This is a genomic window from Streptomyces sp. NPDC001678, assembly GCF_042892945.1.
Lineage (GTDB): Bacteria > Actinomycetota > Actinomycetes > Streptomycetales > Streptomycetaceae > Streptomyces.
Genome location: NZ_JBIAUP010000009.1, coordinates 263,962 through 278,889, shown reverse-complemented (window position 1 = coordinate 278,889; position 14,928 = coordinate 263,962). Strand labels below are relative to the sequence as shown.

The window sequence follows — 14,928 nt, the reverse complement described above, 5'->3', positions numbered from 1 at the left end:
CCGTATCCCACGAGATCCACACCGCCGAGTGCACCGAACTCGACCCAAGTCCAGTCGCCAGTCACAGTTCCCCCAGAATGTTGCGGAGTTCGGCCTCCAGGCGCGCGGCGTCTGAGAAGTGCCCGTACAGCTCGCGGGTCAGCTCGGCCACCCGCTGTTCGGCGGGCTGAGGGGCAGAGCCCGTGGTCGAGGCACCGACGTAGCTACGCGTCTGGAGGTTGAACTCCCGGGCCGCGATCTCGTCGACAGTTACCGAACGGCACCAGCCCGCACGGTCCCGGTAGCCAACGCTGCACCAGGAGCGGTACGTGCCGGAGATGCGGTCAATATCCTCCTTGGCCAGGGTGTGCCGGCCCCGCCCTGTGGTGATTCCCAGCTCTGGAGCCTGGACGAAGAGGACCTGCCCTTTGCGCTCAGCGGCCTTCGCCTTGTCTAAGATCCACACGGAGGGACTAATACCCGTGTGCGCAAACACTCCAGGGGGTAGCGACACGACGGCGGAGAGGACATCGTGAAAGACCAGCCCTTCGCGGATGCCCTTAGCTGCTCCCCCCCCCACGAACGCCGCCCCCTCCGGTAGGAGCATCGCTGCCCGCCCTCGGTCCGTCAGCTTGCTCACCACATGCTGTGCCCAGGCGAAGTTCGCGTTACTTCTGGGTGGTACCCCATACCGCCAGCGTGGGTCGTACCGGCGTAGGTCATCACCCACGAGCTTGAGGTTGAACGGGGGGATTGGCATACACCACGTCGAAGGCGCTATTGGGGCTGTCATCGGCCCGGATACTGTCGACCGGCTGTGCGCCGAGGTCCGCAGAAAGCCCATGAGCGGTAAGGTTCATCCACGCAACCTGCCGGGCCAGCGGGCTGATGTCCCGGCCGGTCAGCCCGACGGCTGACTACGGACCCTGGTGCTCGCGTACGTAGCGTGCCGACTCGACCAGGAAGCCCCCCGAGCCACAAGCAGGGTCGAATACCTGCTCGCCCGACCGGGGGTCGAGCATCTCGACCAACAGCCGAACGAGATGGCGCGGAGTGAAGTAGTTCCCGCCTGATTTCGCGCGGGAGAGCCACTCCAGGCACTCCTCGAGGAGCTCGACGGGCCGTTCCACACGGTCGATCAGCCAGAGCACCTCCCGCAGGAGGGGCCCGGCCACGAGGTAGTCCGGGAAGTGCGTGGACGGCGGCCGCCCACCATGCGGGTAGGACGACGCCCATGCGTCCAGCGCTCTCTTGAGAGCCCAAGTCAGCTGATGTTCCCCCGCCTGGACCCCGTCGCCCAGCTCCCGCCTGAGCCAGACCCCGGTACCGGGGCCCCGAAGCTCACCCCATCGCCCCCATTCTCATGGCCGGTGGCTGAGCACGGCGCCTCCGGGCCCGGTGTGACCCGCCGGAGGCCAGGCCACTCGGCCCGTCACGGATGGGTGAGAGTGCGCGCCCTGGTTCGCGGCTTCTCCAGAGAGGCAGTGACATGTCCAAGCCATCGGTATAGGGTTTCGCCCATCGTTACCCACGGTCAACCCATGGCCAACGGTTGCTCGTTACTCGTTGCTGCACTCCTCGGCGAAGCACCCAACTCCCCTCACCCCTGCCGACGTGCCACGAACTCGGTTGTGCGCGTCGCAGAAAGGCATGTCCGTGTCCCGAATACGACTCCGGAGACCCACCGTTCTGGCCGCGCTGGCAGGTATCGGCACCTGTCTGGCGACGCTCGCCGCACCGTCCGCCTCCGCGAGCACGCCGCCGCAGGCCGGCACCTGCACGATCGCCCCTACGGGCAAGGCGTCCGAGGCACCGCCCAGTTGTCTTGGCGTCACCGCTTCTCTCGACCGCCTGCCCACCGTCGGCGAGCAGGCCACCCTCACCGTGGATGTCACAGCGCAGACCAGCGTCAAGCGCGCCGGCCTGTCGGTCCAGCTGCCGCCCGCGCTCCGGATGAGCGACAACGGCTCCGGCCTCACCGCGGCCACGACGGACACCTTCGGCCAGCGCGCCGGCCGGGTGCTCACCCTCACCCCCGGCACCCGTGCCATCAAGCTCAAGGTGAAGGCCGTCGCCACCGGACCGGCCCAGATCCAGGCGGACATCAGCGACATCGACCGACCCGACCCGCGCCGCGCGGGGCACGACTCGGTGGAGCTCACCATCGGCAGGGCCGGCGGTTCCTCCGCCAAGGGCATGTCGGTCACCAAGGCCGACACGGCCCCGGTCCAGGCCCCCGCGCCCGGCACCCACCCGCCGCGTCTCGCCTCCCCCAAGGCTCCCGCCCCGGGGCCGGCCGCCTCCGGTCCGGCTTCCCCGCGCGCCACCGCCCCTGCCGCTCCCTCCGCCCAGGTCTGCGTCAGCGGCACCTACCGCAACCGCTTCCAGTCCGCCGAGGGCGGCAGCTGGAACGGCAAGGCCAACCGGGACGAGCCCGTCAGCAACGCCAACATCACCCTGTGGGGCAAGCCGACCGCCAACAGCGGTACGCAGAAGCTCGCCACAGGGATGACCGGCAACGGCGACGGCAGGTTCAACCTCTGCTACACCCCGAGCACCTCCGTCACCTCCAAGCTCTGGGTGGAGTTCCAGACCCAGGCCGGCGGGATGTGGTCAGTGGTCGACGGCAACGGTCGCCTCTACTCCACCGCCACGTACTCGCAGGACAACGTCTCGCGCGGCATCAGCCTGGGTGATGTGTACGCCAACAGCGGCCAGAGCCGCGCCTGGCACGCGTTCGACACGCTCAACAAACTGTGGTGGAACCGCGGTTCCACGACCACCTGCTGGGCTGCCAGCCAGAGCGACGGCCGCTGCACCCCGATCACGGTGCAGTGGTACCCCGGCTCCACCGACGGCACGTACTGGACCACCAACGAGGACAAGATCCACCTCGCGGACAATGACCCCGACTCCGAGCACACCACCGTCCACGAGGCCGGCCACGCCCTCATGGGCAAGCTCTACAACGGCTGGTGGCCGAACGTGACCAACTGCTCGCCCCACTACGTCAACCGCGCTTCCTCCACCAGCTGCGGCTGGACCGAGGGCTTCGCCAACGCGGTGTCGTTCCACACCTTCAACGACACCACCTACTACTGGGGCAACGGCAGCTCCCTGAACCTCGCCAACGACCGCACCACCACCGGCATCGACCAGGGCGACACCTGCGAGGCCCGCGTCGCCACCGCGCTGCTCGACCTGTGGTCCCAGGTCGACGGCGGCTGGACCAGGAGCAACACCATGATGTCCAAGACCTGGCAGTCCAGCTTCCGCGAGTACTTCCTCACCGACCGGCCCGATTACGGCCTGGACACCGGCGCCAAGGCCCGGAACATCCTCTACAACCACACCATCCAGTACTGATCCACCGTCACCTGCCGCATGGCCCCGGGAGCCGCTCGGCAGGCGGGGCCACGCTTGTGCCGCACATCGGCGATGTGTGGGCCATGACCTGCCACGACGGCGTCGGCGAGGGATGTTGGAGGAGGTGACGCCACGGACCGACGACCTGCGCACGTAGGGCACGCACGGGCCGGTCCGCTCCTCCTTGTTCTCGTTTGAGCACGGGCGGCCCCCCGACTCGGGGGTGGTTCAGGGGAAGCCCCTAGGCTGGCGGGATGGGCAACACTTTCGGCAGCGGCGACACGGGTGACGACCTGTACCTGTCCAACGGCGGGACGGCCGTCTTCATCGACGTGCTGTGGCTGGCCGTATCGGACCTCGCCCGCCGGCCGTGGGACTTCCGGTTCGCCGCACTCCTGGCCCTGCAGGACCAGACCGTCATGGGACGCGGGGTCGTCGGATTCGACCTGGAAGACATCGACTGGGGCGGCACCCCGGCCGAGCGGGCGCGGAACAAGGACTTCGTGCTGCGGGTGATCGACCTCGCGCTGGAACGGCACCGCTGGGACGAGCTCAACTACGAACCGCCGTACGTATCCGGCTACCTCCAGCAGTACCGGGCCACGCTCGATGCCTTCACCCCACCGCCGCGCCCCGCCGACGAGGAGGTCTTCCCGGCCCCGGACATGGCCGTCACGGCCTCGTGCGTCCGCCACCGGGTCCTGGACGCCCTGCCCTACTGGGCAGGCTGCGTCTTCTGCACCGGGGACACGATGCGATCGCCCACCGACCAAGCGGGACAGGAGTCCACCGCCACGACGCAGCACCCCGGCGGCGACAGCCCCGCACGATAACCGGCCCCCACGACTCCGCAATCGGCGCACCCGCGACTCCGCGCGCGGAAGGCGCCCCCCGGAGACCGCTGACAGCCGGCGCGGGTATTCACGGATCTCGCGGATCTCGCGGATCTCGCGGGAGGAGCACACCCCGTCAGCGAGCGGCAACGACTCTCCGGGGCGCACAGCCCGCCACGCTGTTCGGCGTTCCGTCCATCTGGCCACTGAACCTCACCGTCGCCTTCTGTGCCCGAGTTCAGGCGTAGGAGTCCTCGACGGCGGCTCGGCGTACTGTGCGCAGCGCCGACCTGAGGCTGTCCAGATCGGTCGAGCCCAGGGCGAGGCGGATCGCCTGTGGTGTGTGCGGCGAGGTGGTGAACGGCTCCGCCGTGGTGACCGAGATGTGCCGGCGCACGAGGGTGGCGGTCAGACGGTCGGCGCGCGCGTCGTCGGGCAGTGGCAGCCAGGTGAAGTAGGACGAGGGGTGGCCGATGAGCGGGAGGCCCGCCAGCTCCTGCCTGACGACTGCCTGGCGCGTCTTGGCGTCGTCTCGTTTGCGCGCTTCCAGGTCGTTCACCGTGCCGTCGTCGAGCCAGCGGCAGGCGATGGCGGTGGTGAGGGCGGGGGTGTTCCAGGTGGTCGCCCGGATGGTGCGTTCGAGCGAGGGCACCGCGGGTGGCGGGGCGAGGACGAAGCCGACCCGCAGGCCGGTGGCGATGCTCTTGGAAAGCCCCGAGACGTAGACGGTGATGTCCGGCGCGGTTGCGGCCAGAGGCGGTGGAGGGTCCTCGACCAGGTAGGCGTACGAGGCGTCCTCGATGATGAGCGGACCGTGCTGTCGGGCGATCCTGATCAGGCGGGTGCGGTCGGTTGCCGGCATGACCCAGCCCAGAGGGTTGTGCAGGGTGGGCATGGTGTAGATCGCGCGCACCGGGCGGGTCGCGCACAGTTTCTCCAGAGCATCGAGATCCGGTCCGTCGGCGGTGGTGGGGATGGGTTCCAGGTCGAGATGGAAGGCGTGCGCGAGCACCTTGAAACCCGGGTAGGTGAGTGCGTCGACCGCGACGACGTCGCCGGCGTTCAGCGTGGCCATGATGGTGATGGCCAGGCCGTGCTGGGCGCCGTTGGTGATGAGGATCCGATCCGCGTCGGCGGTGATTCCCCGGCGTCCGAGGTGTCGTGCGATGGCGGCCCTGTCCTGTGGACGCCCTCGGTGCGGTTGGTAGCGCAGCAGCGAGTCGAGATCACCGGAGGTGGCCACCTCTCGCAGCGCCTGCCGCAGGAGATCGGCCTGGCCGGGCAGCGACGGGTAGTTGAAGTTGAGGTCGACCGTGTCCGGGGCGACGGCTTGCTGATCGATGCCGTGACCGGCGGGGATCGTGATGTCACGTACGAACGTCCCGCGGCCCTGTTCCCGGCTCACCAGGCCCATCGCGTCCAGCTCGGCGTACACCCGGGTCGCGGTCACCACGGCGATGCCCTCGCGGGCGGCGAGAGAGCGGTGGGTCGGCAGCCGCGCCCCCGGGGCGAGGCGCCCGGTCCGGATGTCGGATGCGAGCGCGTCGACCAGCTTCTTGTATCGCGAGGCTGCCACTCACCGGATTGTATCCATGACAATTCTTTGGCTGTCCTGCTCACGGGTCCTTACCGTCGAGTCCAGTCCCACTCATCCGGAAAGGACAGCCGTCGTGCACATCGCCATCCTCACCTTCGAGGGCTACAACGAGCTCGACTCCCTGATCGCGCTCGGTGTGCTCAACCGCATCAAGACCGATGACCGGCGCGTCACCATCGCGACCCCCAGCCCCAAGGTGACGTCGATGAACGGGGTGGTCATCGAGCAGATGTCCACTCTTGAGGAGGCCTGCGCCGCTGACGCCGTCATCGTCGGCAGCGGCGTCGCCACCCGCGAGGTCACCGAAGACCCGGCGATCATGCGCGTTCTGCGGGGCCTGGACCCCTCGCGCCAGCTCATCGCGGCGCAGTGCTCCGGCGCGCTCGTGCTGGCCGGGCTCGGCCTGCTCGACGGCATCCCCGCCTGCACCGACCTCACCACCAAGCCATGGGTCGTCGCCGCCGGCGTCGAGGTCCTCAACCAGCCCTTCTACGCAAAGGACAACATCGCCACCGCCGGTGGCTGCCTGGCCTCGCACTACCTCGCCGCCTGGATCATCGCCCGCCTTGAAGGGCACGACGCCGCCGAAGGCGCGCTGCACTATGTCGCCCCGGTCGGTGAGAAGGAGGAATACGTCGAACGCGCCTGGCGCAACATCGCCCCCTACCTGCCCGCTCCCGCCCCGGCGCTCGTCTGACCAACCAGTCGCAAGCGACGGCCGGCCAGGAAGCCGCGACCTTCGCGACGACATCCGGACGGCGCGGGCTCTCCGGGGCGACCGCAGCGGCGACGGTCCTCCCTCGACAACTCCGCGAGCGTCTGCTCGCACACGGTGAACCAGACCGGAGCCGGCCCGCCGGGGCGGGGGCGGGCGCACTTGCCAGTGGACTCACCAAGTGGCCGTGGAGCAGCGGCTCGACAGCCGCTGCTCCCCCATCACGGTGCGGTGTAGCCTCCGTCGATCAGGTGGTGGCTGCCCTGGATGAAGGAGGCGCGGTCGGAGAGGAGGAACGCGACGAGTTCGGCGACTTCCTGCGGCCGTCCCAGGCGTCCTTGCGGGTGGAGGGAGACCAGGCCGGAGCGGAGGGTGGCGTCGATGCCGGCGAGTAGCGGGGTGTCGACGAAGCCCGGTGCGACGGCGTTGACCCGGATGTTCCGGTTGGCGTATTCGAGGGCGGCGGTCCTGGTCAGGCCGATGACCCCGTGCTTGGCGGCGACATAGGCGGAGCCGCCCGGGAAGCCGGTCACAGCGAGTACGGACGCCATATTGACGATCGCGCCGCCGCCCGCGGCGAGCAGCGCGGGGATCTCGTACCGCAGGGAGTGGAAGACTCCGTGCAGGTTGGTGGCGACGACGTGGTGCCAGGCCCCGACGTCGTACGTACCGGTCTTCTGTGGGATGTCGGCGATGCCGGCGTTGTTCACGGCGAGATGCAGGCCTCCGTGTGTGTCGACGGTGTGCGCGACGGCGGCCTCCACCGAGGCCGGATCGGTGACGTCGACGGCGACGGCGTTCGCGTCACGTTCAGCGGCGCGCAGTGCGGCAGCAGCCTGTTCGGCGCCGGCGAGGTTGGAGTCGGCGAGGACGACGGTCGCCCCGCCCTCGGCGAGGCGGCGGGCGACGGCGAGCCCGATGCCGGAAGCGGCCCCGGTGACCAGGGCGACCCGGCTGGCGAACTCGACGGGAACGGTACTCATCGGCGGGGGGCTCCATTCGCTCGCTCGTGGGGCGAGGTACCGGCCGGCTCCGGTGCTCGCGCGGCTCTGGCCGGCGGCGGACCGACGGGGCTGCCGGGCCGTGTCTCGATGGGGTGAACGGGCGACGGTCACTTGGAAAGGCGTGTCGGCACATCGTGAACGGCTGTCAGCCTCCCCATTTCACAGCCCATCCCACACTTGCCGAACAAGGTGCGCGGGAGCCCCTGAGGGCTGGTCGAGGGAGTACGCGCCTGGGGCGTGCCCCGGGCGCTGCCGCGCGCATCCCGGGTGCCGCCAGTGTCCTTGGGCACCATCCGCCCGGCCCGTACCGGCAATCCGAGCGGGTGCGGTGCGCTTGCGGCGGTCTCACCGCCACCACTCCGAGCGAGCGCACCGCCCCGGGCAGTCGCGTGATACGGAGGACAGGGCAGTGACCGCCCGCTCGGGACGCAGCCGACTGCCGTGGACGCGACCCCGCGCGGCACGGCCAGTTCGACTGGACCGGCCCCGTCGCCTGGGGGGCTGCCGCTGGTTGCTCGGGTGCGGTCGCGGCTCTGGTCATGGAACCGGGACCACTGGGCCGTTGTACCGGCTGGGACGGTCAGGTCGACGCCGCCCAGGACGGAGAACGCGTCGACCTCGGCGAAGGCCCGGGCTCACCGGGTACGGGTCAGGAGCGGTCGGCGGCTGCGTTCGTGCGGGTGGCGACGGTGGCGGTGGCCATCGCGGTGAGGAAGCGCTCGGCGGTGTCGAGTTCGGCCGGGGTGAAGGCGTCCATCGCGGTGAGCAGCGTGTCGATGGCGGGGCCGAAGAACGACCAGCCGAGGTCGACTGCCTGTGGTTCGACGGTGAGCAGGACCCGCCGGCGGTCGGTGGTGTCGCGTTCGCGGCGGACCAGGCCGAGCCGCTCCAGCCGGTCGATGAGGGTGGTGGTGCCGGCGGAGTTGAGGCGGAGCCGTTCGCCGAGTCGGCCGGGGGTCACGGGGCGCTCGGCCCGGGCGGCGTCGAGAAGGGCGATCAGGGCCCGCAGGTCGGTGGGGTGCAGTCCATGGCGGGCGGCGAACTCCGCGGCAAGCAGGTCGAACTCCACGGTCACCGCGCGCAATTGGTGGACCAGTCGCAGCCGGGGATCCTGCTGGCTCTCCTCGGTACTCATTGACGTGCCATCCTCTCGCTCGCCTAGTATCTCGCTCAGCGAGAGAATATGTCATGCGATCTCCCGAGGAGCCGGTGTGTCCGAAACGTTCTTCGCTGCCTACGACGCGCTGTCGGCCCGCTGGCCGGCCGGCACTGCCACGCGGACCGTGCCCACGCCGTACGGCCCGACCCGGGTGCACACCTACGGCCCGCCGGACGCCCCGCCGCTGGTGCTGCTGCACGGCGGCGGGGCCACTGGCACGGCGTGGTTCGCCAACGCCCCGGCGCTGGGTACCCGGCACCGGGTGTACGCGGTCGACATCCTCGGCGACGTAGGCCGCAGCGAACGCACGGGCTTGCCGCTGCGCACGTCGCAGGACCTCATGACATGGCTGGACGCCGTGCTGGACGGGCTGGGGCTGCCGACAGCCGCCCTGTGCGGGCACTCGTACGGTGGCTGGGTGGCCGCCGCGTACGCGCTGCACGCGCCGCGGCGGGTGCGACACCTCGCGCTGCTCGACCCGACCCAGGTGTTCGGCGGGTACCGGCCTGGCTACCTGCTGCGCGCGCTGCCGATGCTGCTGCGGCCCACCGTGCGGCGAGTCGGCGCGTTCCTCGACTGGGAGGCCGCGGGGACCGGTGTGGACGAGGACTTCAAGCGCCTGTACGTGCTGGGCGCGGCCCTGCGGCGACGGCCGGTGGTGGGGCGGACGCTCGACCCGACACCACTCGCCATGCCGGTGCTGGTGCTGTTCGCCGGGCGCAGCCGGGTGCACGACGCCGAAGCGACGGCGGACCGGGCCCGTCGGCTGCTGCCGCGGGCCCGGGTCGAAGTGCTGCCGGGGCTGGGCCACCACGCGCTGCCCATCGCCGGCGCCGCGGCCGTGGACACGATCGTGCTGGAGTTCCTCGACACGCGCGGGGTGTCCGCCCCGGTGAACGACCCCTGACGGGAGCGGTGGGCGGCTGTCGCGGTCGCGGCGTCGAGGACGTCTTACTCAGGTGTCCGGAGTCGCCGGCGGGCTTCACGTCCACGGTCAGGACCCGGCCGGCCCGGGATCTCCGGTGCGCGAGGGCCCGCGGCGTTATCGTGGCCGTATGGACGAGAAGCGGGCGCTTCGCGTCGTGGACGCGTTGCGGCAGCGGGGCACGGATGCCCACCTCGCCCGCGAGGGCGTCTACCGGATCGGCGTGCGCGTGGTCCTGCGCGACGGCCGCGAGGCGGTCTGGGACACCGACGACACAGCCGGCCTGGAAGCACAGATCATGCGGGACGGGGTCCTCGTCGGCTTCGTGCCGTGCATCGAGGGCTCCGCGGACTTCGACATCGACCAGACCGTCGACGCCATCGCCCGGGCCGACTACGACCAGCCGATCGCCCGCGAGCGACCCACAGCCCCGCCACCGTCCGCCCCGCTCCCCCGGGAAGGCGGCGTCTTCCGCCGCTTCCTCGGCGGCTTCCGCGAGCGCTGAGCCGAGGACCAGCCACTTCGGTAGTCAGTGTGGAGTCCGCGCCCTCCTGCCAGAGGGACCGGACATGCCATAGGGCATGGTCCGCCTCAGCCGGGCCACCCCCTCGACGAAGCCGGCGCCATCTGGCGCCGGCCGCGATTGTCCGCGGCTCCGCCGAGACGCTGACCGCGGCGCGCCGCGCCGTGGTCGATGAGTCGACCGGTTCCCGGCGGAGTTCGCCGCGAACTTGGACGGAGAGAGCCCGGTGGACCGTCTCGTGGGAAACGTGCCTCTCCGGCCGCAGTGGGCGAGCGGCTCCGCAGGGGCTCGGGCCGGGCGGACGCTCTCCGTGAACAGGCGAGTCAGTCACCCCGCCCGCGCGGCGAACACCTCGTACGCCCGCTCGTCGAAGAGGACGAAGCGGACCTCCTCCACGCTCGTCTCCGTCCCCCGCACCGTCTCCACCGCGATGCGCGCCGCGTCCTCCATCGGCCAGCGGTAGACACCCATGGAGATCGCCGGGAACGCCACCGTCCTCGCGCCCAGCTCGTCCGCGACCCGCAGGGACTCCCGGCAGCAGGACGCCAGCAGAGATTCGTCACCACCGCCGGAAATCCGAAAAACCGGGCCCGCGGCGTGAAGGAATTACCCAGCGCTACGGCCCGAGCCCCCCGCGACGTGCCAGGGAGCGAATGCGTTCGTCAGCCCGGCGAGGGCGGTGCGCAGCTCCGGGTGGTGCCGCAGGAGAACCGTGAGCATGGTGTTGTCGTCGATCCAGGCCATGCCGGCCTTCGAGTACACCTCGGGGGTGTAGTACTCGGTGAAGAAGCGGTCACTGTTGAGCCGGCGCGAGGCCATCAGGATGAAGATGCGGAACGCCGTGTCGCTGAAGGCGAATCCGGCCGGGAGCTTCTCCGCGTACATCCCGACCGTCAGGTCGACCTTCTCGATGTCGCCGTCGTAGAGCCGCTCGATCTCCTTGGCCCATACCCGATTGTCCGTCATTTCCTCGAAACTCCCGGCGGGCTTCAGCCGCAGCAGCCGCCGGAATTCGTTGTAGCGGGGAACTCCCATTTCCCGGCTGCGCAGGATGTCGGTGGCGGCGAGGTCCTGCAGATGGCCGTCCGGGCGCTCGTACTCCTGCAGGAACCTGGGGAAGTTGTGCAGGGTCACCAGACCCGGAGGGAGCGTTCCGAAGCTGTAGAGCAGGTCTGCCGCGTCCGTGCTCTGCAGGACCCGCAGCGCCGCGGGGCCGGCGATGTCCCGGAAGGTGCACTGGCGCAGCGTGGCGTTGTCGGCGGCAGAGCGCAGGTGCCATTCGTCGCGGATGAGCGGGTGCATGCGGTAGACGGCGGCGAATTCCTCGGTGAGGGCGTACGGGATGCCGTAGTGGTCGGTCTCGCCGCCGGGGATGCCGCTGATGACCTCGCTGTCACTGATCCGGCCGAAGAGGTTGTGGACGCGCTCTCCGGCAACGCCCCACCAGTTGGCGCGCAGCGCCTTGACGGTGGTGGGGTGGCTGATCACCGCCGGCGTCCACTCCGTGGTGTGGATCTTGGCGAGGAGGGCCGCGTTGACGAGCCGGGCGCGCTGGAACAGTTCTTCGTCGCTCCAGTCCGGGTACGCGGCGTGCAGGTGGTCGCAGATCGCGTTGTGTTCCCGGGTGAACAGGTCGTGCATCATGGCCAGGCCCAGCCAGAAGCCGGGGACGGAGGTGGGGTCGGGAACGGCGCCCGAAGCCGGTGGGACGCGTTCGTCGTCCCACAGGTGGAGTTTGCCCAGCGCTCCGGTGCGCTTCCAGCGCTGTTCCTCCTCGTTCGCCCCGTAGATCTGGGAGGCGTCCCACCAGTGGGAGAAGACGTTGACGCGGGTGTCGGGCGTTCCCGCCGGGGCCTTCGGGTCCCTGGTCGGGTCATCCGGCGTCCGCATGATCCGCATGGGCTGCTCTGGCCAGGTGTCGTCGTCCATGAGCGGCACTTCCCAGGGCCGGTCCGTGGGGCTGGTGCCGTGACTGAACCAGTCGCGGATCATGAACTGCAGCCAGGCCGCGACCAGGGAGTTGACCGATTCGGCCGCGATGAGCTCGCGGCGGGTGAGCACGGCGCGGCTGACCTCGCGCGGATTGGGCCGGGACAGCACGTCCTCGGCCGTGGTGGGGGCGATCGCGTCGAGCGGAATGTTGCGGCCGAAACGGGTGCCCGCCATGCCCATGCGCGGCTCGTCGAGGTCGTTGTAGCTGCCGTCGGCGGACCGGTTGACCTTGTGGTCCCCGGACGGCGGCCCGGGGTCGGGCAGGTTGACCGAGGGCAGTCGGTTGGTGTCGTGGAGGTTCTTCTGACGGAGCCTGACCCGTAGACCGAAGAGGACCAGCAGGCCGGGGGTGACGGCGAGTTTGTCCCAGCCGACGCGCCGGTCGACGTAGGCGGCGATGCCGGTGACGATCCTCCAGGGGAGGGTGGAGCGGTATCCGGAACCGGACCGGCGGGGGGTGCGTCGTCGCGTGCTCATGGCGGTACTCCTTGGGCGTCGGCGAGTATCACGTCGCTCGCCTTCTCACTGATCATGTAGACCGGAGTGACGATGAAGAATCCGGGGATGCGGGGGAAGACCGAGGCGTCCACGATCCTCAGGCCGCCCACGCCGCGCACCCGGAAACGGCTGTCCACGACGGCCTCCGGGGCGTCGGCCCGGCCCATCCTGCAGGTGCACGACGCGTGGTGGCCCCACGCCTCGTCCTGGACGAAACGGCGGATCTGTTCGTGGTCGCGGATCTCCTCGCCGGGCCACAGCTCCTGGAGGATCACGGACCCGGCCTTGCGGTTCATGCGGCGCACGAAGCACACGGCCTCCACCACCGCCTCGAGGTCCAGGCCGTCCTTGTCCGTACCTTCGGTGAAGTAGTGGAAGTTCACCAGCGGAGTGTCGAGGGGGTCGGTGGACCGCAGCCGCACCCGGCCCCCCGTGTTGCGCGTGCGGCTCTTGAGGACTGCCCAGGTGAACCGGTCCCTGTGGCGTGTCAGGTCGCGCGAGTAGCCGGGGAAGTAGCCGCGGAAGTCGAAGGGCCCACCGAAGATGAACAGGTCGGGCGCGTCCAGCTCCGGGCGGGACTTACGGGTGATACCGACGACGGCACCATTGGTCGTGTACAGGCCTTCGCCGCGCTGCCAGGCGCGGTAGCAGCGGTCCGGCTCGGTTCCGGGCGCGGGTGCGTGGAAGTCGCAGTCCTTGAGGACCGGGAACTCCCGGTCCATCCGGCTGACCACACCGACCTCGTAGCGGTCCTGCAGGTTGGCGCCCACGCCCTCCAGATCGACGCGCACGGGAATGCCGTGCCGCTCCAGTTCCTCGCGCGGACCGATGCCGGAGAGCATCAGCAGCTGAGGGGTGTTGAAGGCCCCGGCCGCCAGGACGACCTCGCGGGAGGCCAGCACCCTGCACCGGGCCGGCTGCCCGGTGCCGTGCGGGCTGAGCGGGTCGGCGCGATAGGCGTGCGGCAGGTCCAGGCAGTCGACGCCGACGGCCCTTCCGCCGTCGTCCAGCACGATGCGCTCGGCCAGGGTGTGCGTACGGATGACGAGGTGGCCGGGGTGGCCGCGCTGTACGGCCAGGACGCGCTCGCGCGCGGCGCTGCGGCGCCCGCCGGCCGTGGAGAGGGGAATCTGCCAGAGCCCTTGCAGGGCATCCGTCTGCACCGACCAGTCATTGGGGTCGACGAGGTGTTCCAGCCCTTCCTCCGGACGTAGCGGTCGGTGGAGGAAATCCGCGAGCGTCTCTTCCGCTGCCGAGAGGATGACCTTCAGCAGCTGCTTGTCCTGGACGATCAGCTCCGGGTTCGCGAGAGCGGTCGTCAACCAGCCGTCGAATCCGTGCCGCGAATAGTTGCGGTACTTGTCGGCGATAAAGGGCAGTCGCTTCACGAGCTCGGCCAGTAGGGGGTTCGCGGGCGGCTTCCTGGGCCTGTCCCGGTACTCGCAGCGCTCCAGCCGCTCGAAGTAGCCGCGCATGGCGGTGCTGTTCCACGAGGCGTCGCCGGTCTCCTCGGCTATCGCGTCCCAGTCCTGGTTGTACGGATAAACGGTGATCAGCGCGTGGTGCGCGGTGCAGCCGCCGAGCGTCCCGGCACGCGGGTAGAGGATGCCCCGGTCCGGCACGATCTTGCTGTCGCGCCGGTGCTGCTGTTCGTCGGCGTAGTGCCGTACGAAGTAGTCCCAGCGCTGGACGGGATCCTCGGAGGCGTCGGCGTGGAAGGCGGGCACCGCGTAGTTGTCGTTCTCGTCGGCGCCGCCCGCGTCGAGCAGCAGGACGCGCATCCCCGCGGCGGCGAGGTTGGCCGCCAGCGGTCCACCCCCCGCGCCCGCGCCGACGACGATGTAGTCGAAGCCGGTCTCGACGGCGGAAGCGTGAGGCTCCGCGGTCACTTCCGCTTCCTCTTCCCGCAGTCGTCGGTGACGGAGGCGGTCGCGCTGATGGCCAGGACCGTGTTGGTGGCCGAGATGAGGGTGGTCAGTGCCGCCGTGCGGGGTGCGAGTTGGCCGCGGATGCCGAGTCCGGCCGCCGTCGCGGTGTCGCTGCCGTGGATCAGAATGCCCTCGCGCAGGTCCTCCCGGAGCCGCTCGCCGTGGTTGGTGAGCAGATCGAGGCCGAGGAGGATCGTACGGATCCCGAAGAGCCGGAAGGCATAGACGGCCGCCGGGCTGAGCTCACGGTCGGGGTCGAGGCGGTGGATGAGCACGGAGGGCATCAGCAGGCCGGTGACCCCGTTGAGGAGCCGGACCCCGGCGAGTGCGTACACCGTGACGGGGCGGCGGGTGGCACTGTTCTTGGCCATGATGTCTCCCTGAAGACGCAGGGTCACTGATTTCCACG

At 70.1% G+C, this 14,928-nt stretch carries 12 protein-coding genes and 2 pseudogenes; 5 read left to right on the top strand and 9 right to left on the bottom strand.

Annotated elements, in window-relative coordinates:
- Positions 1-61 precede the first annotated feature (61 nt).
- Entirely contained in the window at positions 62-739 is a 678-nt protein-coding gene (locus tag ACFYZR_RS20820) for an N-6 DNA methylase (protein WP_391912305.1), read from the bottom strand.
- Positions 702-1,109, bottom strand: a pseudogene (locus ACFYZR_RS20815) (class I SAM-dependent DNA methyltransferase). The gene ACFYZR_RS20820 and the pseudogene ACFYZR_RS20815 overlap by 38 nt, the downstream one beginning before the upstream one ends.
- 526 nt (positions 1,110-1,635) lie before the next feature.
- Here ACFYZR_RS20815 and ACFYZR_RS20810 point away from each other — a divergent pair.
- Positions 1,636-3,345 carry a mycolysin gene (locus ACFYZR_RS20810; protein WP_391912303.1) on the top strand — a complete coding sequence of 570 codons (1,710 nt, stop codon included), beginning with the start codon at positions 1,636-1,638 and terminating at the stop codon, positions 3,343-3,345.
- A 254-nt stretch (positions 3,346-3,599) separates the two neighbouring features.
- The gene (locus ACFYZR_RS20805; protein WP_391912301.1) at positions 3,600-4,178 is read left to right on the top strand and encodes a hypothetical protein; all 579 of its coding nucleotides are present in this window, start codon (positions 3,600-3,602) and stop codon (positions 4,176-4,178) included.
- 238 nt (positions 4,179-4,416) lie between these two features.
- Here ACFYZR_RS20805 and ACFYZR_RS20800 read toward each other — a convergent pair whose 3' ends face one another.
- On the bottom strand, positions 4,417-5,754 hold the full coding sequence (locus ACFYZR_RS20800; RefSeq protein WP_391912299.1) for a PLP-dependent aminotransferase family protein: 1,338 nt from the start codon (positions 5,752-5,754) through the stop codon (positions 4,417-4,419).
- 94 nt (positions 5,755-5,848) lie between these two features.
- On the opposite strand from ACFYZR_RS20800, the gene ACFYZR_RS20795 reads away from it, so the two are divergent.
- Entirely contained in the window at positions 5,849-6,472 is a 624-nt protein-coding gene (locus ACFYZR_RS20795; protein WP_391912297.1) for a DJ-1/PfpI family protein, read from the top strand.
- A 239-nt stretch (positions 6,473-6,711) separates the two neighbouring features.
- On the opposite strand, the gene ACFYZR_RS20790 is transcribed toward ACFYZR_RS20795, so the two are convergent.
- Together ACFYZR_RS20790 and ACFYZR_RS20785 are read right to left on the bottom strand one after the other, a co-directional pair.
- Positions 6,712-7,473 carry an SDR family NAD(P)-dependent oxidoreductase gene (locus ACFYZR_RS20790; protein ID WP_391912295.1) on the bottom strand — a complete coding sequence of 254 codons (762 nt, stop codon included), beginning with the start codon at positions 7,471-7,473 and terminating at the stop codon, positions 6,712-6,714.
- Between the two features lie 670 nt (positions 7,474-8,143).
- Positions 8,144-8,629 carry a MarR family winged helix-turn-helix transcriptional regulator gene (locus ACFYZR_RS20785; RefSeq protein ID WP_391912293.1) on the bottom strand — a complete coding sequence of 162 codons (486 nt, stop codon included), beginning with the start codon at positions 8,627-8,629 and terminating at the stop codon, positions 8,144-8,146.
- A gap of 76 nt (positions 8,630-8,705) precedes the next feature.
- On the opposite strand from ACFYZR_RS20785, the gene ACFYZR_RS20780 reads away from it, so the two are divergent.
- The gene (locus ACFYZR_RS20780; protein WP_391912291.1) at positions 8,706-9,560 is read left to right on the top strand and encodes an alpha/beta fold hydrolase; all 855 of its coding nucleotides are present in this window, start codon (positions 8,706-8,708) and stop codon (positions 9,558-9,560) included.
- A gap of 148 nt (positions 9,561-9,708) precedes the next feature.
- Entirely contained in the window at positions 9,709-10,083 is a 375-nt protein-coding gene (locus tag ACFYZR_RS20775; protein WP_391912289.1) for a hypothetical protein, read from the top strand.
- A 345-nt stretch (positions 10,084-10,428) separates the two neighbouring features.
- Here the strand turns inward: ACFYZR_RS20775 and ACFYZR_RS20770 are convergent.
- The 4 genes and pseudogenes from ACFYZR_RS20770 to ACFYZR_RS20755 all read right to left on the bottom strand — a co-directional run.
- Positions 10,429-10,704, bottom strand: a pseudogene (locus ACFYZR_RS20770) (macro domain-containing protein); the annotation flags it as partial.
- A gap of 3 nt (positions 10,705-10,707) precedes the next feature.
- Positions 10,708-12,570, bottom strand: coding sequence for a peroxidase family protein (locus tag ACFYZR_RS20765; protein WP_391912287.1), 1,863 nt, complete (start codon positions 12,568-12,570; stop codon positions 10,708-10,710).
- Positions 12,567-14,480, bottom strand: a complete 1,914-nt coding sequence (locus tag ACFYZR_RS20760; protein ID WP_391912285.1) for a GMC family oxidoreductase — start codon at positions 14,478-14,480, stop codon at positions 12,567-12,569. The genes ACFYZR_RS20765 and ACFYZR_RS20760 overlap by 4 nt, the downstream gene beginning before the upstream one ends.
- Positions 14,477-14,890 (bottom strand): hypothetical protein, encoded by a 414-nt coding sequence (locus ACFYZR_RS20755; protein ID WP_387573685.1) that lies wholly within the window; start codon positions 14,888-14,890, stop codon positions 14,477-14,479. The genes ACFYZR_RS20760 and ACFYZR_RS20755 overlap by 4 nt, the downstream gene beginning before the upstream one ends.
- Positions 14,891-14,928 lie beyond the last annotated feature (38 nt).

What these genes read in the sequence shown, in the direction of transcription:
- ACFYZR_RS20820 (WP_391912305.1), bottom strand. Translation starts at nt 739, where the DNA reads ATGCCAATCCCCCCGTTCAACCTCAAGCTCGTGGGTGATGACCTACGC.
- ACFYZR_RS20805 (WP_391912301.1), top strand. Translation starts at nt 3,600, where the DNA reads ATGGGCAACACTTTCGGCAGCGGCGACACGGGTGACGACCTGTACCTG.
- ACFYZR_RS20790 (WP_391912295.1), bottom strand. Translation starts at nt 7,473, where the DNA reads ATGAGTACCGTTCCCGTCGAGTTCGCCAGCCGGGTCGCCCTGGTCACC.
- ACFYZR_RS20785 (WP_391912293.1), bottom strand. Translation starts at nt 8,629, where the DNA reads ATGAGTACCGAGGAGAGCCAGCAGGATCCCCGGCTGCGACTGGTCCAC.
- ACFYZR_RS20775 (WP_391912289.1), top strand. Translation starts at nt 9,709, where the DNA reads ATGGACGAGAAGCGGGCGCTTCGCGTCGTGGACGCGTTGCGGCAGCGG.
- ACFYZR_RS20765 (WP_391912287.1), bottom strand. Translation starts at nt 12,570, where the DNA reads ATGAGCACGCGACGACGCACCCCCCGCCGGTCCGGTTCCGGATACCGC.
- ACFYZR_RS20755 (WP_387573685.1), bottom strand. Translation starts at nt 14,890, where the DNA reads ATGGCCAAGAACAGTGCCACCCGCCGCCCCGTCACGGTGTACGCACTC.